Source organism: Pectinatus cerevisiiphilus, from assembly GCF_004341685.1.
GTDB classification, from domain to species: Bacteria; Bacillota; Negativicutes; order Selenomonadales; family Selenomonadaceae; genus Pectinatus; species Pectinatus cerevisiiphilus.
The window spans coordinates 47,226-68,146 of record NZ_SMAA01000003.1 but is presented as its reverse complement, the minus strand read 5'-3'; the positions used below and the strand labels follow the sequence as shown (position 1 = coordinate 68,146).

Below are 20,921 nucleotides of genomic sequence, written 5' to 3'. Positions count from 1 at the left end.
TATTTTCAGGCCGTGGTCTTAGATGATGGTAACAATTTTCTCGCTAAGAAAACGATGACGAACGAAACCAATAATATTATTAATCCACCACTAGATGCCGTACTGCTTGCTGCCTGTGCACTTCCACTACCTGCTTCAGACACAAGGACAGAAAGGAAAATACCATCGAGGAAGTATATGATACAGCAAATCATCGCTAATAAAATTATTGAATGTTTCATACTGAATTTATAAATTTCGCCTTCTCTACCTGTCAATCCAGTCGTGCCTGCTGCAATAGCTATAGACTGTGGAGATATCATCTTACCTACAGCCCCACCTGCCAAATTGGCGCCAATACCCATTATCGGTAATATGCCTACTGCCGAAAATGCTGTTGTCTGTAATTTACCAAAGAGTGCATTTGCGGAAGTATCTGAACCAGTAACAAACACGCCTAACCAACCAACTATTGGTGCAAAGAGCGGGAACATATTTCCTGTTTTCGAAACTAACAGTCCCATTGTAGTTGTCATACCACTGTTATTTGCCACATAAGCATAAGCCAAAACACCGCTTATAGTAAGCAAAGCTATTTTTAATTCATTTAATGTATCAGCAAAAATACTAATTGATTTACCAACGGAAACATGCAATATTATGCAAGACATGAATGCGGCCAAAACGATACCTGTACCTGCGGCAGAAAGCCAGTTGAAATTAAATACTGCTTCTACAAGGGTATTTGTTGTACTGTTCATTATTGCATTATTTAAAAATGGTATCGGTATAAGGATATTTACTGAATCTAACAAACTGGTAACACTTTTCATTCCCCAGTCAGCGATGAATAATATCAAAACAATAAAAGGACTCCAAGCTTTTATAATCGTTTTCTTACTAAGAACAATATGTTCACTTGATGCTTCTGCTTCATTTTCAAACCGATAAATATGCTTCGGCTGCCATATTTTCAAAAAGAGTACTAAAGCAATCATCGAAGCCAGTGATGCGATTATATCTGGAAGAATAGGCCCAACAAAATAGGAAGTCAGTCCCATTGGTATTGAAAAGAATACTGATGTAACAAGCACTGCCGGCCAAACTTCTTTTAAGCCTTTCAAGCCAGCCATTACCAGTATTAAATAGAAAGGAACAATAAAACCAATTATCGGACAAATCATTGCTAGCAGTTTAGCAATATAATCTCCTGAAAAACCTGTTACCTGAGCAGCAACCAAAACTGGAATCCCCAAACCACCAAATGCTACTGGTGCGGTGTTTGCCAGCAAACTGAGGCAAGCAGCTTTTTTCGCTTTGAATCCCATACCGATGAGCATTGCTGATGTTATTGCAACAGGTGTACCAAACCCTGCCGAGCCTTCCAAAAAAGCACCGAAGGAAAATGCAATAAGCAGCAGTTGCAACCGTCTGTCGTTTGTAATAGATACAATTGATTTTTTTATAATTTCAAATTGACCTGTCTTTACACTGATGTTATATAAGAAAACTGCACCTATTACGATCCAGCCTATAGGGAAAATCCCATATAAAATTCCATGTATAGCTGACATAACGGAAAGAATAACCGGCATGTCGTAAACCAAAGCAGCTAATACAATGGCTAAAACAGTAGTAGTTATTGCTGCCCAATGACCTTTCATTTTAAATATTATCAACGCCACAAAAAAATAAACAATTGGTAGAAATGCTAATGCTGCTGATCCAACCATATTATTTAAAGGATCAAAATTTTGTATATACACTTTTATCTCTCCTCGCGCAAAATATTATAAAAGCAAATTTACGCTCTTTCTCTTATTACGATCTATTACCAATCTAGAACTTACCAAATACTACTTTTCTCACTCCATTTATTAGAAATTCACTGCCATTTTATCTCATAAAACCAGCGCTCCTTTCCCTACTATTAACATTACTCCCTTAAAGAATTATATCTGCATCGCTCTTATTCTTTAAAAGCGACGTAAATCTTTTTACGTGTACTTTTTAAGAGAAAGATCTAATTTTTACTTTCACTTTAAATATTTTAAATTTATAAAATATTGTATACATTTAAAATTAATATTTAAACCTGTTACATACATAATATAGATAAATACAGTGATTAGTCAATGTGAGCAAAACTTGTTTACATTTGTCTTGAATTTTCGCTTAATTCATTTTTTACACTAAATTCAGGCGCATTATTCTTTTATTTTACTATGAATTATTTTCTTGAATATCAATCAACTTGTTTTATTCAAAAATTCAATCTATAATAATACTGTATTCAATGGGTTTTTTATTAATTTCTTTGATTTCTATTGAATAATGTAATTCAACAAAAATCAACAATCTTCTATTTTGTAGAATAAATTAATTTTATTTTTAATATTATTAATTATTATTGTATAATATAGTTATATTATTTTTTTATTGCTTATTTTTCACTAAATAAAAAGGGACTGGTACTCTATGAGAAAGAATTTTTCGCAGACTTTAAAGCATCTTATAAAATTTTCCAGCATTAAACTCAGTGCACTTGCTGACTTCATAGGTTATGATGTTTCCTATCTAAGTAAATGGTGCAACAATATCAATCGCCCCTCGCCTAAATATATAGCACGTGTCAATCACCGTATCGCCGAATTTATAGCAGAGGAGCTTGTAAAGCAAGACCGCCTTTATCCATTTTTTAATGAATTTGGCATAAAGTTGTCCACTAAAATAACTGCCGAAAACGCAAAAGAACGCTTAAATAAGGAAATCAATAATCTACTTAACGATGCCTATTATCAAAATCAAGCAGAATCATTACCCGCTAATAATGAACAAAGCTTTTCACCAACAACTCCTTATCAGACCATAGTAGGAAGAACTAACATAAAAAAATTTTTCAATAGCAAAATAGCTTCTTTGCTTAGCGGTTTACAGGAAAGTATCAGCATCCTAATAACAAGTGATATCGTCACCCTTCTTTCCCGTGATGCCTTTCTAGATTTCCTCAGTTATTGTCATTTTTCATCCGAAAATATCAATATATACATTGGCTGCAATACAGATAAGCTTGCCCATGCACCAGCTTCCTTTATTCCACGCCTTTACAGTATGCTCAACAAGTATATCAATATCAATTTCCATATATATAATGACCAGAGTTTTTCCCATTCTAATGTGATAACTGTTAAAAATTATTTTTCGCTTCAATATTCAATACATAAAGATAATTTAATGGATATATGCACTTATATAGCAGATAAAAATATATCAAAAGAAATATGGGAACGCACATTTGAGAAATTTGATTATAAAAGTTGTATTCTTGAACCGAAACATGATATAGAATTGGTAAAATTCCGTTCATTCTTTTATTTGGACAGTGATCTTCTGCTTTTCTGCGCCAAAGGTTTTGAATTTTTTCTGCCCGCCCAAGCATTCAAAAAACTGCTTAACTCTTCACGTGACTATAAATATTCTTCTGACATGCAAAAGACCATCCAAAATATGCAAATAACATGGGAAGAACAATTTGAAAGCGCGCATATTGATTTCTTTTTACCTGAAGCAAACATAATTCGTTATATAGAAAACGGCCAGCTGACTTACGGTGAAATTGATTATGTGACCTCGGCCCAGGAAAGAGAGGCACAACTTCAACAATTAATAAAATCCATGCAGAAAAATCCTAATATAAATGTTTATCTGTTGGGCGAATCACAACCGCAAAACGAGGAAGAATATTTTAAACTCTCATATTACAGCAATACAAAAACGGCATATTTAAAAAAGAATAAATCCTTCTTAAAAAATGTCAGCAAGACCATATATTTACTCAAGGACACTCTTTTAATCGATAAGTTCAATCAATTTTTCCGAAATTTACAGGATAGGCCAACGTGCCGTAAATTTTCCGCAGATGAACTAGAAGATATATATAAAAAAAATAATGCTTTACTATACCGCATATGGCAAAAAAACGCTCCGGTGCAATAATACACCGGAGCGTTTTTTATAATTTTTTATAATATATTCTGCATTCGTGTAACAGGTGTCGTCAAATCAAGATGTCCGCTTAAAGTTTCCAATGGTTTTCCATCCACCAAAAAACGTACAGTTTTTACTTCAGAAAAATTTGTAAGCGTATCAGTTATCGAACCAACAAGCATTATTTCTCCTGTAGAGCCCCCTGAGAACTTTTTAACAAACGTATTGTCAAAGTTAACTTCGGCAAGTCCGTCCTTGTTGACAGTAACACCTAATAACTTAGTTCCCGCAGGAATAATGGCTATGCCTTCACCCTTTTTCGGCCCCTGTAATAAAGCTTTAATTGCCGCAGTATATTTATCGTCAGTGGAAATGTCCAGTGTTCTTTCTGCAGCAATCAGTTTTTGCCCGTTCTCATCTGGAAAATACACTGTCATCTTAATATTCTTTGCCGCTTTTTTATCTGGAGCAGCTTTTTCTGGTTTAGCCTGGTCATTAGCCGTTATCTGCCCATTTTGTTGGCCGGCCTGTTCCTTATTATCAGTATTACTGCTACATCCGGCTACTAAAACCACTGAAAGAACCAGAAATACCGCCAGTACTGTTTTTATTTGCTTCAAACTATTTACCCCTCCTTAACTACCTTGGAAATATCTGCTGATGCCTCTACAGATAGCTTCTGCCATCGTTTCTTGAAAATCATCGCTGTTCAGCAGCTGTTCTTCCTGATAATTGGATATAAATGCAAGCTCTATCAATGCCGAAGGCATAGACGTATGTTTCAAGACATAAAAATTAGCTGCCGCCGTCCCTCTGTCAGTAAGTCCGTTAGCATTTATCATTTCTTCCTGCATCAGTGAAGCCAGTCTTTCACCTTGCGGCGAATATTGATAATAATAGGTTCCTGTCCCATTAGCAGAAGGACTAGAAAAAGAATTTGCATGAATACTTAAGAAAATATCTGTACCTCTTGTAAATTCGCCCACATTAACACGTGCCTGCAATTCATCTACGGCACTGGCATTAGGTGCATATACATCTCTATCCGTGGTGCGTGTCATAATTACAGTAGCCCCATTATTGACAAGAATATTATACACCTTTTGGGCTACAGCAAGTGTAACATTTTTTTCCATTATCCCATCAGGCCCAACAGCACCTGAATCACTGCCTCCATGCCCTGGATCAATAACTATAACATGTCCCGCTACCGCCTGCAGCGATGGCGATACAGACTTTTGCACTTCTTTTTTACTAATATCAACTGCCAAAACATTATTTCCCGATTTGGACTTATTGTTATCAACCATATATGCCTTGTAATCAGCTTGGTCAGCATCATACGGAAGAGAAATGACTGCCCTGATATTGGCGCCGTCATCTTTAAAGCTTATCTTATCGGCAAACTCACCATCCAATGCAGTCTGCTTTAAATTATTGTGCTTGAGCTTTGTATCAGAAATAGTCAGAAAAAGCTCCCTTTTATTTTCCGGATTCACCTGTAAAGTATATTTGGTATTTTTGTCACTCAGTCTAAATTCCATATGTAAATAATTTGTGACTGAAGATGACCGCAGAACACTATACCGAAAATCATCCGGCGAAAAAGAACCTGCTAAACAAACCGCTTGAAACAAAAATATTGCAAGTACTAAAAATAACGATGTCTTTTTTAACAAAACTGCTACTCACTTTCCATCAGATCCAATTCTCCGATATTTTTACCGTCCATAGACCATGCTGCTCCTTTTTGCTGTAAAAGAATACAATAGTCAATCGACAAGTTTTCTCTATTACCATGCCTCAAAATAATAAATAACAATTATTCTTAAAGCCGTGTTTTTCCTTTTAATGTCACTAAAAAGCGGCAAAACCATTTTCAGTATTCAGATACCTAATTTATGTATTACACATTCCCGTTCATATCGCTGTCAGGTGTTATTGCCCAATTTATAAAGTAACTATAATCCATCTTCATATCATCACTCATCGTTTAATTCTGCCGCTGATATTCTAATTCCGTTTAAAACTGTACTAGCCCCATACTGACTTTTACAGCCTCATCCACGCTTTTCATTATGTTATTATCAAGTGTAGTAATTTTATTGCGAAGTCTTTTCTTATCGATAGTTCTCAATTGCTCCAGCAGTACAACAGAATCGCGTTCCAGTTTGCATTTGTCTGCCTTCAGTTCTATATGTGTGGGCAATTTGCCCTTCGTTATCTGTGCAGTTATCGCAGCAACGATTATCGTAGGACTGTATTTATTGCCAATATTATTCTGCAATATCAAAACTGGACGCGATCCTCCCTGCTCAGAACCAACTACTGGGCTGAGATTAGCATAAAAAATATCACCGCGTTTTATCACTGTGCGGTCATTTTTTTGATATCCCTCCATATAAACCTTCTTCCGCTATAGTTATATTGATTGACCCCATTTCCCTATAACCTTTTTTCATTTGTTCCACAATATTCCTATGTTTACAATCTTCAATGTATGACTGAACAGCCTTACATAATAACTCTTCATGACTAGTCTGCTCCGCCTGTGCTAAATTTTCCAATTCACCAGCCAGATCGTTAGGCAAGTCAATAACAATACGTCTGCACGCGGACAATAAAACCCCTCCTATACTCTTGCGATACAACAGGATACAATTATTTATAGTATATGGGGTTTAACGTAAATTGTCAATTTACTATATTAAACTTAAGATACTTAATATTAATATTTTCATTTGCCATCTACAGATCTGCGAGCTACCTGAATGTTTTGGACAATATCTCCGGCGGTAAGTCCTGCCATCCCTTTTTCAGCTGCCTTATCACCTGCTTTACCATGTATATAAACGGCTGCAATAGCAGCCTTTTTTTCATCCATGCGGTCAGCTCGCAAAGCTGCCGTCACACCAGCTAGTACATCACCGCACCCTGCAGTAGCCATACCAGGGTTTCCTACTGTTGTCAAAAAGATATTGCCATCAGGACAAGCAACAATGGTCTTTTCACTTTTAAGGATGAATACGCAATTGTATTCTACTGCGGCTTTTCTAGCATATTCCCATAAATCCTTTTTAAGGTCTTTTACCTTGATCTGCAACAGATTGGCCATCTCTCCCAGATGTGGTGTCAATATCGGAGGAAAAGCACATTTTTTCAGCTCTGCTGCATGTCCGGCAAAAGCAAATATTGCATCTGCGTCCAAGACAAGCGGTTTTTTTACACTTGCAGCAAAACTACGGACAAATTCCATAGTTTCTTCTGCCCTGCCTAATCCTGGTCCCATTAAAATGGTATCATAACTTTCTTCTCTCGGCAACAGGACATCAGCAGCCTTCATTCCCAATGCGCCTGCAGCAGTCTCTGGCAATGGTGTAACAATTACCTCTGTCATCTTCGCTGCAAAAACAGGATACAAACTTTTGGCTGCCGCTAAAGTGACCAGCCCTGCCCCTACCCGAAGCGCAGCTTGCGCACAGAGCGCAGCAGCTCCTGTATAGCCTATTGAACCTGCCAAAACCAAAACTCTGCCACAAGTTGCCTTATGGACCTCCATAGAACGAGGTGGAATAATATTTTTAACCAGGCATTCATCTATCAGACGCTGTCGAATATCTGCGTCATTGAGTATAGATAATGGTATGCCAATATTATCGTCTATAAGCTTTCCTACATAATATGCTCCAGGATAAAGCAGAAGCCCCGTCTTGGGAATGCCCATAGTTACTGTTACTGTAGCTTTAACAGCCTGTCCTTCATAAACAATCCCCTTATCGCTTTCAAGTCCACTGGGAACATCAACAGCGACTACAGGCTTATGCACCTTGTTAATGCAGGTTACCATTTTCTGCTGCTCTTTACGCAGTGGAAGTGTAATTCCTGTTCCGCAGATACCGTCAATTATAACATCTGACAATTCTAAGGCAAGTTTTACTTTATCCCAGTCACATTCTGTATCAATATGATATAAATTAGCCTGCATACGTTCTAATACATTGTAATTGATGTGGGCTGATTTTGTCATATGCTCCATATTACCAACAACAAAAATAGTTACCTTAGCATTATTATTCAGCAAATGCCTTGCGGCCACAAATGCATCACCACCATTATTACCAGTTCCCGCAGCCACAAAAACAGAAGTTCCTTTTATATGCTCAAAAAAGGCGGCAGCAGCGTCAGCAACTGCCCGTCCTGCATTCTCCATAAGGGCTATTTCTTCTATACCGTATTCTTCAATTGCTTTTTTATCTACCTGCCGTATTTCTTCCTTTGTTGCGATACGCAAATTTATTCCCTCCATTGTTTTGCCATTTCTATATAAGAGAATAGCAAACTATCTGAGTATAATAAATGCATATTAAATTCTAATGTTTTATCAACAAAAATCTAATATGCATTAATATATCTATAAAATTAATAAAACTACTTGATTGTCTGCATCTCTGATGAACTATAGCTGCGTGCTATCAAGACCTCAACACGTCGATTCTGCGCCCTATTCTCTGGCGTATCATTGGGAACAATAGGATGATATTCACTATAGCCAGTAGCTTGGAATCGAGCTGGATCCAGCTGTGGATTTTTTGCAAAAACACCCTTCATAAAGTTCAAAGCACGCTGTGAACTCAATTCCCAGTTTGAAGGATACCTGCTGTTGGCAATAGGCACATTATCCGTATATCCCGATATTGTGACATTTTCTTTTACAGATCCCAATACAGAAGCGACAACTGTAGTTATTCTGTCCGAATCATTTGTCAAATCAGCACTGCCTGACGGAAACAGCGCCTTTTCCTTGATACGGACCATCAGCCCTTGTTCAGTTAATTGTGTACTGACTTCATTTTGCAAATTATTCTCTTTTATATAAGCTTCCAATTTTGCCCGTTCTTTTTCCAACTTATCATTTTCAGCCACATAATTATTGACCGATTTCTCCTTAGACTGATCTTCCGTTAAATAAGCTGTATAGCCATTTTGTGATCCCATTTTATCAAAAAACGATATCCCGCCTGCATTAAAGCCATGCCTGAACGTAGCAGTAACGTCCTCCGAATTAGTTTTACTAGAAGCTGCATTTATAGCATAAAGGACTATAAAAAGTGCCAACAATAACGTCATCAAATCTGAGTATGGCAACAACCATGCTTCACTCGGATGGTCCTCTTTTGGTTTAGCTCTTTTTTTTCGTGCCACTTCATTCACCTACTTTTTCGGATTTCAATAAATCCCGTTCTGTCTGCGGAATAAATATCATCAGCTTAGCTTCTATAGCCGTCGGTGAATCACCAGCCTGCAAAGATAAAATACCTTCAATAATCATTCGTTTCTGGGCAATTTCCATCTGGGACAATATCTTCAACTTATTAGCTATTGGCAGCCATAATACATAACCTGTAAATATACCAAGCAGTGTAGCCACAAACGCCGCAGAAATGGCGTGTCCCAATGCGACTATATCAGCCAAATTCCCTAAGGCGGCAATAAGACCGACAACTGCTCCCAATACACCAAGTGTAGGTGCGTATGTACCCGCCTGGACAAATATAGACATACATTCGGCATGACGGTGTTCCATAACCTGTAGTTCTGCTTCTAATACATCACTGACGAACTCTGGGTCCATACCATCAATGACCATCGACAAACCTGAACGAAAAAAAGGATCCTGTATTTCATTGATCCGATTTTCTAATGCCAGAATACCTTCTCGACGTGCAATTTGTGACAGCTCCACAAACAAGTGAAGGAGCTCACCTTTAGGCTTATTGTCAGGTGGTTGCAAGGTCTTTTTTATCAATTTGGGAAAAGTTCTCATTTGTTCGAGAGTAAAACCTGTAAATAAACAGGAAAACGTCCCTCCCAAAATTATCAAATACGCTGCTGGATTAATTAATACTGACGGATCTGCTCCCTTTAGCACATATCCTATCCCTAACGATAAAAAACCTGCGACTAAACCTATAAGTGTAGATTTTTCCAAGCTCAATTCCTCCCTGAATCAATAAATCCGTTTATATAAAAAGCATTGATCTGACCTACTATATATTCAATACTGCATATTAAAAATCCTATATAAATTATTTTTTATTTTCCCTAATAGAAACTTCTGCTCAGCAAAATATTCAAATAAGCCCTGCCATACCTATTAAAAAAGATTTTTTGATTACTGAAGTCCATGCAATATCAGCATGGACTTCAATCATTCTTACAAGCGGACTTGCCCCGCCTGTTGAAGCACTACCCGCGCTTCTTTTATAATCGACTCGATGATATCCTTCACCGGTTCTATTTTTTTAAGCGGTGTCAAACTTTCTCCCGCCTGTACCATCCCATATTCAACATCACCGTCCACAGCAGCCAGTTTATTGGTTCCTGTAGCCATTTTTATAAGCTCTTCCTTCGATGTATTGCCACTATTTTCTTTTGCGACAAAATCCTGTGAAAATTTATTCTTCAAGCCACGCACTGCGGCACCAAGAGTATATCCTGTAACGATGGTATCTGTATCTACAGCAGCCAAAAGTTTGTTCTTTACATTTTGGTGTACCTGACATTCTTCAGCCACAAGGAAACGTGTCCCCATCTGTACTCCAGCCGCGCCCATCAACAATGCAGCTGCCAAACCTCTTCCGTCGGCAAAACCGCCTGCCATCACAACCGGTATATCAACAGCCGGGATAACCTGTTCCATCAATGCCATTGTAGATAAAACGCCTATATGTCCACCTGCTTCCATACCTTCAGCTACTAATGCATCAGCACCTGCCGCTGCCACTCTTTTCGCTAATTTAACATTAGGAATTACAGGAACAGCCTTTATGCCAGCCTCATGCAATTTTGCAAAATATGGAACAGGATTGCCTGCACCCAAAGTAACAAAAGCAGGCTTTTCTTCACAAATAACTGTTAATATTTCTTCCTTATTAGGAGCCATAAGCATCATATTCACACCAAAAGGTTTATCTGTCAATTTTTTTGTAAGGCGTATCTGGTCGCGGACAAAATCAGTTGTCCTTCCACCGCTTGAAATGATTCCCGCACCGCCAGCATTAGAAACAGCTGCCGTAAGCTGCGCTTCAGATATCCAAGCCATACCGCCTTGAATAATAGGATATCTAATATTTAAAACTTCAGTTATCAGTTTCTGCATAGTCAATTCATTCCCCCTATGTTACATTCGTTTTAATTTAGTAAACAATTAGTTATATGGTATCACTTTTAGAAAAGTTTGTCATTAAGATCACTGCACAAACTCATTTTTTCTCCATGCGTAAGTTGTTTTATTTCGTATTCTCTATGCATTGCCGCAGATTTACTGGAATATCGCTCATAATACACAAGTTTTACCGGAAGGCGGACTCGTGTATATTTTGCCCCTTTTCCCTCATTATGTGCAGCCAGGCGTTTTTGCAGATTATTTGTCCAGCCTGTATAAAAGCTTCCGTCTTTGCAATAAAGCATATATGTATATGCTTCCATTTTTTAATCTTCTTTTACAGAAACCGATTCGATCACTATTTTTGCACAAGGTCTATCTTCAAAATCTGTTTCTGCATGGCCAATCTTTTTAACCGTATCCATGCCCTTTATAACTTTACCAAAAACCGAATGATGTCCGTCAAGCCATGGAGTTGGCGCCAAAGTTATAAAAAATTGAGACCCACCGGTATTGGGACCCGCATTTGCCATAGACAAAATCCCTTCACTATCATGTTTCAGGCTGGCATCAAATTCATCTGGAATTGTATACCCAGGGCCACCCATTCCTGTACCGTCCGGATCGCCTCCCTGAATCATAAAACCATCAATAACACGATGAAAAATGACTCCATCATAAAAGCCCTTATCAATCAAATCTAAAAAATTCTTAGTTGTTATCGGTGCTTTATCTTCAAATAATTCAATTTCAAAATCACCCATATTTGTTTTAAACAGCGTTATCTTATTTTTTCCCATTAAAATTCTCCTCAACAAATTATTTCTCTAATTTTTCTATTCTTTTTGTTTCTCCTGGATGTACTGGTGACCAAACCTTTATATGCTTATCGGCTCCAGCAAAATCCGGTTGCAATGGCCAAGGCTGCCGATCTGCGTTATGCATGGCAATTAAATTATCGACATCAGTCTGTCTGCAAAATTCTTTGACACCCCAATCACAGCATTCTTCCAAACGTCTGTCAACAGGGAAAAAAGCTATATCCGCTTTTAGTCCGGCAATCTTTTTCATCTGCTTAACAAAACCATTTCTGGCGAAAGCATTATTTTGCTTGGTATCACCTTTCCAATGCCACCAGTTAAAATCTCCCGCATGAAATATTTTCCAGCCGCCTATACTGACAAGAAAAGATATTCCCGCATCAGTTGAACTATATGATTTGACGTCTATTGTATCATCCTTATACTCATCATATTCATCCAAAACCACTGTCTTCTCCTGCGGCAATGAATTTCTATTATGTATATCGTAACTTAGAAAGTATTTACGCACATATTGGGCAAATTCACCTATAGCCGGATTCCAGTGATCAAAATGACTATGTGATACAAAAAAATAAACATTATCATACTTTTGACACAGTTTAGATAGATAATTTGTTTTATCCATATAATAATCAAACACTAACGCATACTTATCCATTTCTACAACAAAACCACTGTTATATAGGTATGTTATATTTACTATATCTTTCAAACTCCTCTCCTCTTTTCTAATCATTAATATTTTATTAACAAGCTCATATCCATGTCAACAATTATATTTTACCATAAAATTTCTATTTTCCTATTTGTTTTATTTATTGAGACTCCACAATACATAAATAATATGATACTATTATATAGATCCATGTAAATCTTTTACATATCGGCTGTCCCTTGCATGAAAATTATTTAGTGTGCAAGGATTTCCGCCACAAAAATAGAATAGCTATTTATACCCTTTTCTAAGGAGAATCGTAATGTTAATAGAAATAAAAGGATTATTATCAACTATCAGTGCACTTGATGTCGTTGACATTATTGTTGTTGCCATTATTTTATATAAATCATATGAAATGTTGAAAAACACTAGGGCAATCACTCTGGTCAAGGGCATTATCGTACTACTAGTACTCACCATCGTGAGTGACTGGCTTGGCCTTCACGTTATTTACTGGCTCTTGCAAAAAACTGTAACATTACTGTTTGTAGCCCTACCAATTGTTTTTCAACCTGAACTGCGCCGCGCTCTTGAACATATCGGGCAAGGACGAGTCTTTGTACGCTCATCGCTATTAGATATCCACGAAGCGCGCAGTCTTGTCAACGAAATTGATTCTGCCGTCGTACGTATGGCACAGAAAAAAACGGGTGCGCTTATCGTTATTGAACGAGAAATGGGTCTTGATGATATAGCTTCAAATGGTATTTTCATAGACGGAGTGGTATCCTCTGAACTGCTGATGAATATTTTTATTGTCAATACGCCTCTCCATGACGGTGCCACAATCATCAGGGGAAAACGTATCATTGCTTCTGGCTGTCTGCTACCGCTCACTGATGACCGTACCCTCAGTACAGAACTTGGTACACGCCATCGCGCAGCTATCGGCTTATCTGAACAATGTGACGCGGTAGTGGTAGTAGTAAGTGAAGAAACAGGGACGATATCCGTTGCCGAGCACGGCCGCATATACAGGCATTTGGATTCAGACCAACTCAAGCAGTATCTGATACCGCTGTTTTCCCAAAAATCTTCTGTGTTCAGCGATTTTATCAGGAACTGGAGGAACAATAAAAAATGATCAATTTTTTAAGGCAGAATTTATTTTTAAAAGGCTTATCTTTATTATTAGCTTTAGGTTTATGGTTGTATGTAATGAATGAGCAGAATCCATCAATAACAAGCTCGGTTTCTGTACAACTCAGTATTATTAATGCGCCTGATGGTTATCAAATCCACCATGACAGCGATACGATAAAACTCGTCCTCAAAGCACCTCGTTCTGCATTTGCTGCTGTGGACAACTCTGATTTTAAAGCATATGTAGACCTTGCTAATGTGCAAGAAGGAGAACAGACTCTGCCTGTCCATATCCAGCTTCCTGCCGGTTTTGAATTAATTAGTTCAACACCAGAAAATGTAAAATTTGTCATCGATGAGATAATCCAGAAACAGATTCCAATTGATCTTATACTTTCTGGAAAACCTGCCGACGATATGGTTGTCGCCGACACCAAACAATCAGCTGATACCATTGTCGTAAAAGGGCCGCGGACACAAGTTGACCAAGTCCGCAAGGCTATAGGTTATATAGGGCTGGACAATAATAAGGATGATTTCACTGTCATCGTTCCGCTTCGCGCTGTAGATGACAATAATAAAGAAGTCAGCGACGTTACGCTTTTAAGTTCCACTGTCAACGCCAGCATCACCCTAGCTCATGGGCTTACCCATAAAGTTGTCGCAGTAAGGCCCATAGCCGATTCTGACCTGCCGACAGAGTTTACGCTTGATTCTTTAAAAACAACACCTGATAAGGTAGAAATAACAGGCAATCCACAAGTAATTTCTACAATAAATTCCCTTGATACCGCAAAGATTTCTTTAGCTAAAATGACGAGTTCGGGTGAACAAACTGTCAATTTAGCAGTTCCTGATGGAATCACGGTTTCCACTAACACAGTCAAGGTAAGCATTAAAATTTCTGAAAAAGAACCCGTTAAACAAGGAGATGATTCGAAAAATTGATCCGTATAAAAAATTTAAATGTTCCTTTCGACAATACCGATCCTTTGGAAAAAATAGTTGCCAGCTATCTGAAAATTTCAGATAGCTATATCAAAAAAATAACTATTATCCACAAGGCCATCGATGCTCGAAGGTATAAAAACGCTCCCATCTATAATGTCTTTACCATCGATGTGCTTTTAAATGATGGCATTGACAAAAAACATTTTGCCAAACGCTTAAAGACAAATAAAAATATTATTACTGATATACCGCCCGCAGTAAATGCAATGCCTGCCATACCAGTAACAAAGCATTACACCGATCCTCGCCCTATCATCGTAGGGTTTGGTCCTGCCGGTATGTTTTGTGCGCTGACATTATGCCGATATGGATATTGGCCTCTTATTTTAGAAAGAGGCTGCGACGTTGATACAAGGCACCAAGATATAAAAGACTTTTGGCGCACAGGCAACCTTAACTTTTATTCTAATATGCAATTTGGGGAAGGCGGAGCTGGTGCTTTTTCTGATGGAAAATTGACCACTCGAATCAACGATGCCAAGATACAGCAAGTATTAGCCGATTTTGTTGAAGCCGGCGCGCCCCCGGAAATATGCTATTTGCATAAACCACATATTGGTACAGATATATTGCGCAGAGTGGTGAAAAACATCCGTAAAAAGCTTTTAAAAGCAAATGCTTCCATATATTTTCTTACTAGGCTTACCGATTTAAAAATAGTTAATAAACAATTACAGGGAATAGTTACGCAGGCGAAAGAAGAAATCCCTTGTGACGCCTTATTTCTAGGCATAGGACATAGTGCCCGTGACACGTACGAAATGCTTCTGCAAAAAGGTGTCCAAATGCAGGCCAAGCCTTTTGCCATAGGTGTACGTATTGAGCATCCACAGGCTTTGATAGATACCGCACAATACGGCGTGGATGCGGGCAATGCACGTTTACCTGCTGCGGACTATGCTTTGACATGGCAGGATCGGGAAAAAGCTTTATCCTGTTATTCCTTTTGTATGTGTCCAGGCGGAAAAGTAGTGGCTGCCGCTTCAGAAAAGAAATACCTTACCACTAATGGGATGAGTTATCATGCCAGAAACTCGGGTATTGCCAACAGTGCTTTACTATCCCCTGTGACACCTGCTGATTTTGGTAATGATCCTTTAGCCGGAATTGAATTCCAGCGGCATTATGAAAATATCGCATATATTGCCGGCGGAAAAAATTACTATGCTCCGGTTCAAACTGTAGGCGACTTTTTAAAACATAAACATGGTTCTGATAAATTTCTCACTGTCCCTACTTATAAACCAGGCGTTACTTTAGCTGATCTGCATACACTACTCCCTGCTAGAATAGCAACATCAATTGAACTGGCATTACCTTCTTTTGAAAAAAAGATTCCTGGCTTTGCTAATGAATCGGCAATATTGACAGGTCTTGAAATGCGTTCTTCTTCACCATGCCGTATTTTAAGGGATAAGGATACCCTTCTTTCTACTAACACAGGAGGACTCTATCCTATCGGTGAAGGAGCAGGTTATGCAGGCGGCATAATGAGTGCTGCAATAGACGGAATCAACGCTGCCCTAAGTTATATACAGACAAAACAAAATAAAATCTAATAATTAAATCAAATTAAATTTCGAGGAGAGATTTCTTTAATGACTAGACTTTTTGGCACAGATGGCGTACGTGGTGAAGCTAATAAAGAATTGACAGCTGAACTTGCTTATAATCTTGGCAGGGCTGCTGCCTTATATTTTGATAAAAATGATAAGGAAAACTGTAAAATTCTTATTGGCCGCGACACCAGAATTTCAGGAGCCATGTTCGAAGCAGCATTAGCTGCCGGTATTTGTTCAGCAGGTGGTAATGTCATTATAACCGGCATTATCCCCACTCCTGCGATAGCTTACTTGACAAAAAAACATAAGGCAAAAGCCGGTATAGTGATTTCTGCATCACATAATCCATTTCATGATAATGGTATAAAATTTTTTGGTGGTGATGGTTATAAACTACCTGACGAAGTTGAAGATGAAGTCGCCGAAATAGTCCACCAGATCAGTGTCAATGACACTTTTCCCCGTGCCACCGGTAAAAATGTAGGAATGATCACATACCGCCATGATTTAGTGTATGATTACATTGATTATGTTACTTCAACTATAAATATCAAGCTCACTGATTTAAAAATTGTCCTTGACTGCGCCAACGGTGCCGCCTACGAATCAATGCCAGCAGTTTTACGCAGGCTTGGGGCAAAACTTATAGTTATCAATGACAGCCCTGATGGAATTAACATAAACGATAATTGTGGTTCAACACATTTAGAAAACTTACAGAAAGAGGTTTTATCCCACGGGGCAGATATTGGTGTAGCCCATGACGGCGATGCAGACCGCTGCCTTTGCGTTGATGAAAAAGGACGCGTTATTGATGGTGACCATATTATTGTCGCCTGTGCCCTGGCGATGAAAAAGAGAAATGAACTCCATAACAATACAGTTGTTTCAACAGTTATGGCCAATATTGGTTTTCACAAAGCACTCAAGGCAAATGGCTGTAAAGTTGAAATTACAGCTGTAGGCGATCGCTACGTCTTAGAAAATATGAAAAAGAACAATTACAATTTGGGTGGGGAACAATCTGGGCATGTTATCTTCACTGACTTCGCCACTACAGGCGATGGACTCATTACTGCCCTACAAGTGCTCGCCCATATTGTCACGAATAAAATTAAAGCCTCCCAAATAGTTGATACGATGATAAGTTATCCCCAGTTACTGCTCAATGTGCATGTTGCTTCTAAAGATGGCTGGCAGGACAATGACGTAATCAAACAGGCTATTAAAAAAGGTGAAACAGAACTTGGCTGCGACGGTCGTATTTTAGTGCGCCCTTCTGGTACGGAACCTTTAATACGCGTAATGGCCGAAGGCCCTGACCAAAAACAATTGGAAAGTATTTGCCAATCTATTGGTGATATCATCAAAGAAGAACAAGGCTGATTCCCCTTTCCTTCGATTAAAAAAGCTGTAGCGCAGAAAATTTTCTGCGCTACAGCTTTTTTATAAAATAAAAGATGCATAGAATAAATCCACGCATCTTTAATCTCTTTTGCAGTTAATCAACACCGCAAAGCTTGGGAAGTATTATATGAACATCAACTTAATTGCGATTTTTTGCCGGTTCTACATTAATTTTATAACCTTTTAATGTATTCCTATGCATCACTGAAATAACTCTTTCAGCCACATTGCGCGGCACTTCAACAAAAGTGAATTTATCATATATATTTATTACACCGATTATGTTACCGGGAATATCAGCTTCTGTAGCTATAAAGCGAACTATATCTTCCGGCCGTATTTTTTGGTTGCGACCTATATTGATGAACAATCTCACCATACCAGGTGCGCCGCCACTATTATCAAACTTCCGTTCAATATTGCCGCCTTCATCAGTACCATCCTGATCACGGTCTTTTAAGCCTTCAACAGATAATTTTACCGCAGCTGCAGCAATATCCAGTGAATCATATTGTTCGGAAACTAAATCTGATATTATCATATGATAATCAGAATAATTATTAGCCTGAAGTACCTTCACCAGTTTTTCTTTAATGGATTCCTTTTGAAGTTCCAATACATCTGCTGATGTCGGTAATTGACCACGTATCATTTTATGCTTGATCAATTTTTCAATGAGGCGAAGCTGGCGATATTCACGCGGTTCTATAAAGGTTATAGCAATACCGCTGCGTCCTGCCCTGCCTGTTCTACCTATACGATGTACATATGATTCATGATCCTGCGGTATATCATAATTGATAACATGTGTAATATCATCTATATCTATACCTCTAGCCGCAACATCAGTAGCAATCAGAATATCTAATTTACCATCACGAAACTTCTTCATTACTCTTTGACGCTGTGCTTGGTTCATATCTCCATGCAGTCCGCCGGCCATATAACCACGGGCTTCCAGGGAGGCCAGAATATCATCTACATTTTTCTTGGTACGGCAGAAAATAATGAACTTACCAGTTCCTTCCACATCAAGGACACGGCATAAACCATCAAATTTTTCTCTGGTTTCATAATAAATTTGATCAATAAGGGGCACCGTCAAATGCTCTCTGCTAATCAATATCTTCTTTGGTTTATTCATATAGCCTTGTGCCAATTTTTCAATAGAAGCTGGCATTGTAGCTGAAAACAGCAATGTTTGGCGGTTTTCATTAGGAATGTTGGACATTATTGTTTTTATATCATCAATAAATCCCATATCAAGCATTTCATCTGCTTCATCTAAAATAAGTGTTCTTACATAGCTAAGATTTATTGTTTTCCGGTTTATATGATCTAAAAGCCGTCCTGGTGTTCCCACTATAATCTTTATGCCGTTTTTCAAGGCACGAATCTGGCGTTCAATCATTTGCCCGCCGTAAATAGGCAGCGTCTTTATACGTTTATACTTACCTATTTTATTTAATTCTTCCGCTACTTGAATAGCCAACTCTCTTGTAGGTGCTATAACAAGTGCTTGTATATGGCGATCTGTTTCATCAATCTTTTCGATTGTAGGTATGCCGAAAGCAGCTGTTTTACCTGTTCCCGTCTGAGCCTGTCCTAATACATCGTCTCCTTCTAGGACTAAAGGAATGGTCTTTGCCTGAATAGGCGAAGGTTCCTCAAACCCCATGTCACTCAATGCATTAACAATTTTTTTGCTCAGAGCAATATCGCCAAATGACACAATTTCACTTTTCAAAAATAGATCCTCCTGCTTTTTAATTTCTTAACTCATTTATCTTCAAGACTCTACTTTCCTTTTTCATAAACAATAAAGACACGCTTAGCATTACACTTCATATCCCACATATCAGGAACAAAATGATTCTGCGGAAAGAACAATCCATCGATAAAAATTATTTAAAATAAATCCATTAACTATAATACAGATTTATCTTCCAGATATAATCGTATCATATTTAACGCCTTTTGCGTAGTACGATATTTAATTTCTTCTCTTTTTCCTGAAAATAAATTTTTAACAACATATGTTCCCTTGCTGCCAGTAACAGCTATATAAACAAGCCCTACCGGTTTTTCAGCTGTTCCGCCACCTGGTCCGGCTATTCCTGTTACACTTACACCTATATCTGTCTTCATAATAGCTGCTATTCCTTCAGCCATATATTTGGCTGTTTCTTCACTAACTGCCCCTTTTTCCTGAAGGACTGTCGCATCTACATGAAGTTGTTCTATTTTCACCTGATTGGAATAGGACACTACGCTACCTGCCACATATGCAGAGCTGCCTGCTATGTCCGTCAGACGACTTGTCAATAAACCACCTGTACATGATTCTGCACATGCAATAGTCATCTTTTTGGCGAGTAAAAGATGTCCTACAACATTTTCCATTGGTTCATCGTCAATTGCATAAATATATTGGCCAACACGAGAATAGATTTCTGCTTCAACAGGCTTGATTAGCTGTTTTGCCTCCTCTATGCTATTGGCCTTGGCCGTAATACGAATGATTACACCGCTTGGACGGACAAGCAATGCCAAGGTAGGATTGTGCTGTTTTAAAATAAGGTCGCGTATTTCCGTTTCGAGAAATGATTCACCTATGTCAAATGTATCAAGCACTACAGAATAAATCACATGTTCTATACCGAATTTATCCTTTAAAAATGGTTTCAATGATTTATCAAACATATTTTTCATTTCACGAGGCGGTCCTGGCAGATTGATAAGGAACTTACCATCATAATTCTGCACAATGCCTGGTGCAATACCATTATAATTGACAAAAACATCTGCCCCATCAGGTACGAGCACTTGTCGCAAATTATTTTCAGTCATAGGAATATCTTTTTCTTTAAAATGGTCATACATTCTCTTTTTACTTTCTTCATGCGTGACCATTTTTTTACCTGTTATTTCCGCGCAGACATATTTGGTTATATCGCCTTGGGTAGGTCCTAATCCACCCGTCGTTATAACTATGTCAGCCCGTGTTAAAGCATTTTCAATAACTTTTTTCATCCTATTGTAATTATCACCAACAGTAGTCTGATATAATACATCAAAACCAATATCATTCAGATGGGATGCCATATAAGCACTGTTAGTATTCACAATCTGTCCTAATAAAAGCTCACTACCGGTGGTAATTAATTCAACTCGCATCTTTCTAA

Annotated in this window: 19 protein-coding genes; 5 read left to right on the top strand and 14 right to left on the bottom strand. The window is 38.1% G+C overall.

Annotation, left to right across the window (positions count from 1 at the left end):
* Window positions 1-5: 5 nt before the first annotated feature.
* The gene (locus EDC37_RS02450) at window positions 6-1,745 is read right to left on the bottom strand and encodes an L-lactate permease (RefSeq protein WP_132547569.1); all 1,740 of its coding nucleotides are present in this window, start codon (window positions 1,743-1,745) and stop codon (window positions 6-8) included.
* Window positions 1,746-2,457: 712 nt separating this feature from the next.
* Between EDC37_RS02450 and EDC37_RS02445 the strand changes: the two genes are divergently transcribed.
* Entirely contained in the window at window positions 2,458-3,975 is a 1,518-nt protein-coding gene (locus tag EDC37_RS02445; protein WP_132547567.1) for a helix-turn-helix domain-containing protein, read from the top strand.
* 26 nt (window positions 3,976-4,001) lie between these two features.
* Here EDC37_RS02445 and EDC37_RS02440 read toward each other — a convergent pair whose 3' ends face one another.
* From EDC37_RS02440 to EDC37_RS02390, 11 genes are all read right to left on the bottom strand, one after another.
* Entirely contained in the window at window positions 4,002-4,586 is a 585-nt protein-coding gene (locus EDC37_RS02440) for a GerMN domain-containing protein (RefSeq protein ID WP_132547565.1), read from the bottom strand.
* Between the two features lie 15 nt (window positions 4,587-4,601).
* Window positions 4,602-5,645, bottom strand: coding sequence for an N-acetylmuramoyl-L-alanine amidase family protein (locus EDC37_RS02435; protein ID WP_231040108.1), 1,044 nt, complete (start codon window positions 5,643-5,645; stop codon window positions 4,602-4,604).
* Window positions 5,646-5,989: 344 nt separating this feature from the next.
* Entirely contained in the window at window positions 5,990-6,367 is a 378-nt protein-coding gene (locus EDC37_RS02430) for a type II toxin-antitoxin system PemK/MazF family toxin (protein ID WP_132547563.1), read from the bottom strand.
* Complete coding sequence (locus EDC37_RS02425; RefSeq protein WP_132547561.1) at window positions 6,345-6,587, bottom strand: ribbon-helix-helix domain-containing protein; 243 nt, start codon at window positions 6,585-6,587, stop codon at window positions 6,345-6,347. Before EDC37_RS02425 ends, EDC37_RS02430 begins: the two co-directional genes overlap by 23 nt.
* A 116-nt stretch (window positions 6,588-6,703) precedes the next feature.
* A complete protein-coding gene (locus EDC37_RS02420) occupies window positions 6,704-8,257 on the bottom strand; it encodes an NAD(P)H-hydrate dehydratase (protein WP_132547559.1) in 1,554 nt (517 codons plus the stop codon).
* A gap of 137 nt (window positions 8,258-8,394) precedes the next feature.
* The gene (locus EDC37_RS02415) at window positions 8,395-9,168 is read right to left on the bottom strand and encodes a flagellar motor protein MotB (protein ID WP_132547557.1); all 774 of its coding nucleotides are present in this window, start codon (window positions 9,166-9,168) and stop codon (window positions 8,395-8,397) included.
* A 1-nt stretch (window position 9,169) separates the two neighbouring features.
* The gene (gene motA / locus EDC37_RS02410) at window positions 9,170-9,955 is read right to left on the bottom strand and encodes a flagellar motor stator protein MotA (protein WP_132547555.1); all 786 of its coding nucleotides are present in this window, start codon (window positions 9,953-9,955) and stop codon (window positions 9,170-9,172) included.
* Between the two features lie 225 nt (window positions 9,956-10,180).
* The gene (locus EDC37_RS02405) at window positions 10,181-11,125 is read right to left on the bottom strand and encodes a nitronate monooxygenase (RefSeq protein WP_132547822.1); all 945 of its coding nucleotides are present in this window, start codon (window positions 11,123-11,125) and stop codon (window positions 10,181-10,183) included.
* A gap of 68 nt (window positions 11,126-11,193) precedes the next feature.
* On the bottom strand, window positions 11,194-11,454 hold the full coding sequence (locus EDC37_RS02400; protein WP_132547553.1) for a GIY-YIG nuclease family protein: 261 nt from the start codon (window positions 11,452-11,454) through the stop codon (window positions 11,194-11,196).
* A gap of 3 nt (window positions 11,455-11,457) precedes the next feature.
* The gene (locus EDC37_RS02395; RefSeq protein ID WP_132547551.1) at window positions 11,458-11,931 is read right to left on the bottom strand and encodes a peptidylprolyl isomerase; all 474 of its coding nucleotides are present in this window, start codon (window positions 11,929-11,931) and stop codon (window positions 11,458-11,460) included.
* A 19-nt stretch (window positions 11,932-11,950) separates the two neighbouring features.
* A complete protein-coding gene (locus EDC37_RS02390; protein WP_231040109.1) occupies window positions 11,951-12,667 on the bottom strand; it encodes an MBL fold metallo-hydrolase in 717 nt (238 codons plus the stop codon).
* 265 nt (window positions 12,668-12,932) lie between these two features.
* Here EDC37_RS02390 and cdaA point away from each other — a divergent pair, with 265 nt between their 5' ends.
* The 4 genes from cdaA to glmM are packed head-to-tail and all read left to right on the top strand — an operon-like array spanning window position 12,933 to window position 17,715.
* Window positions 12,933-13,757: a diadenylate cyclase CdaA gene (cdaA, locus tag EDC37_RS02385; protein WP_132547547.1), complete on the top strand. Its 825-nt coding sequence runs from the start codon at window positions 12,933-12,935 to the stop codon at window positions 13,755-13,757.
* Window positions 13,754-14,704: a CdaR family protein gene (locus EDC37_RS02380; protein ID WP_132547545.1), complete on the top strand. Its 951-nt coding sequence runs from the start codon at window positions 13,754-13,756 to the stop codon at window positions 14,702-14,704. The genes cdaA and EDC37_RS02380 overlap by 4 nt, the downstream gene beginning before the upstream one ends.
* Window positions 14,701-16,326, top strand: a complete 1,626-nt coding sequence (locus tag EDC37_RS02375; protein WP_132547543.1) for an NAD(P)/FAD-dependent oxidoreductase — start codon at window positions 14,701-14,703, stop codon at window positions 16,324-16,326. The genes EDC37_RS02380 and EDC37_RS02375 overlap by 4 nt, the downstream gene beginning before the upstream one ends.
* A 39-nt stretch (window positions 16,327-16,365) precedes the next feature.
* Entirely contained in the window at window positions 16,366-17,715 is a 1,350-nt protein-coding gene (gene glmM, locus EDC37_RS02370; protein WP_132547541.1) for a phosphoglucosamine mutase, read from the top strand.
* A 160-nt stretch (window positions 17,716-17,875) separates the two neighbouring features.
* Here glmM and EDC37_RS02365 read toward each other — a convergent pair whose 3' ends face one another.
* Both EDC37_RS02365 and EDC37_RS02360 read right to left on the bottom strand, forming a co-directional pair.
* Window positions 17,876-19,414 carry a DEAD/DEAH box helicase gene (locus EDC37_RS02365; protein ID WP_132547820.1) on the bottom strand — a complete coding sequence of 513 codons (1,539 nt, stop codon included), beginning with the start codon at window positions 19,412-19,414 and terminating at the stop codon, window positions 17,876-17,878.
* 248 nt (window positions 19,415-19,662) lie between these two features.
* On the bottom strand, window positions 19,663-20,913 hold the full coding sequence (locus EDC37_RS02360; protein WP_132547539.1) for a competence/damage-inducible protein A: 1,251 nt from the start codon (window positions 20,911-20,913) through the stop codon (window positions 19,663-19,665).
* Window positions 20,914-20,921 lie beyond the last annotated feature (8 nt).

Bases quoted from the DNA above. Each gene is read 5' to 3' on its own strand.
- EDC37_RS02445 (WP_132547567.1), top strand. From the start codon at position 2,458: ATGAGAAAGAATTTTTCGCAGACTTTAAAGCATCTTATAAAATTTTCC.
- EDC37_RS02430 (WP_132547563.1), bottom strand. From the start codon at position 6,367: ATGGAGGGATATCAAAAAAATGACCGCACAGTGATAAAACGCGGTGAT.
- EDC37_RS02405 (WP_132547822.1), bottom strand. From the start codon at position 11,125: ATGCAGAAACTGATAACTGAAGTTTTAAATATTAGATATCCTATTATT.
- EDC37_RS02400 (WP_132547553.1), bottom strand. From the start codon at position 11,454: ATGGAAGCATATACATATATGCTTTATTGCAAAGACGGAAGCTTTTAT.
- EDC37_RS02395 (WP_132547551.1), bottom strand. From the start codon at position 11,931: ATGGGAAAAAATAAGATAACGCTGTTTAAAACAAATATGGGTGATTTT.
- cdaA (WP_132547547.1), top strand. From the start codon at position 12,933: ATGTTAATAGAAATAAAAGGATTATTATCAACTATCAGTGCACTTGAT.
- EDC37_RS02380 (WP_132547545.1), top strand. From the start codon at position 13,754: ATGATCAATTTTTTAAGGCAGAATTTATTTTTAAAAGGCTTATCTTTA.
- glmM (WP_132547541.1), top strand. From the start codon at position 16,366: ATGACTAGACTTTTTGGCACAGATGGCGTACGTGGTGAAGCTAATAAA.
- EDC37_RS02365 (WP_132547820.1), bottom strand. From the start codon at position 19,414: ATGGGGTTTGAGGAACCTTCGCCTATTCAGGCAAAGACCATTCCTTTA.
- EDC37_RS02360 (WP_132547539.1), bottom strand. From the start codon at position 20,913: ATGCGAGTTGAATTAATTACCACCGGTAGTGAGCTTTTATTAGGACAG.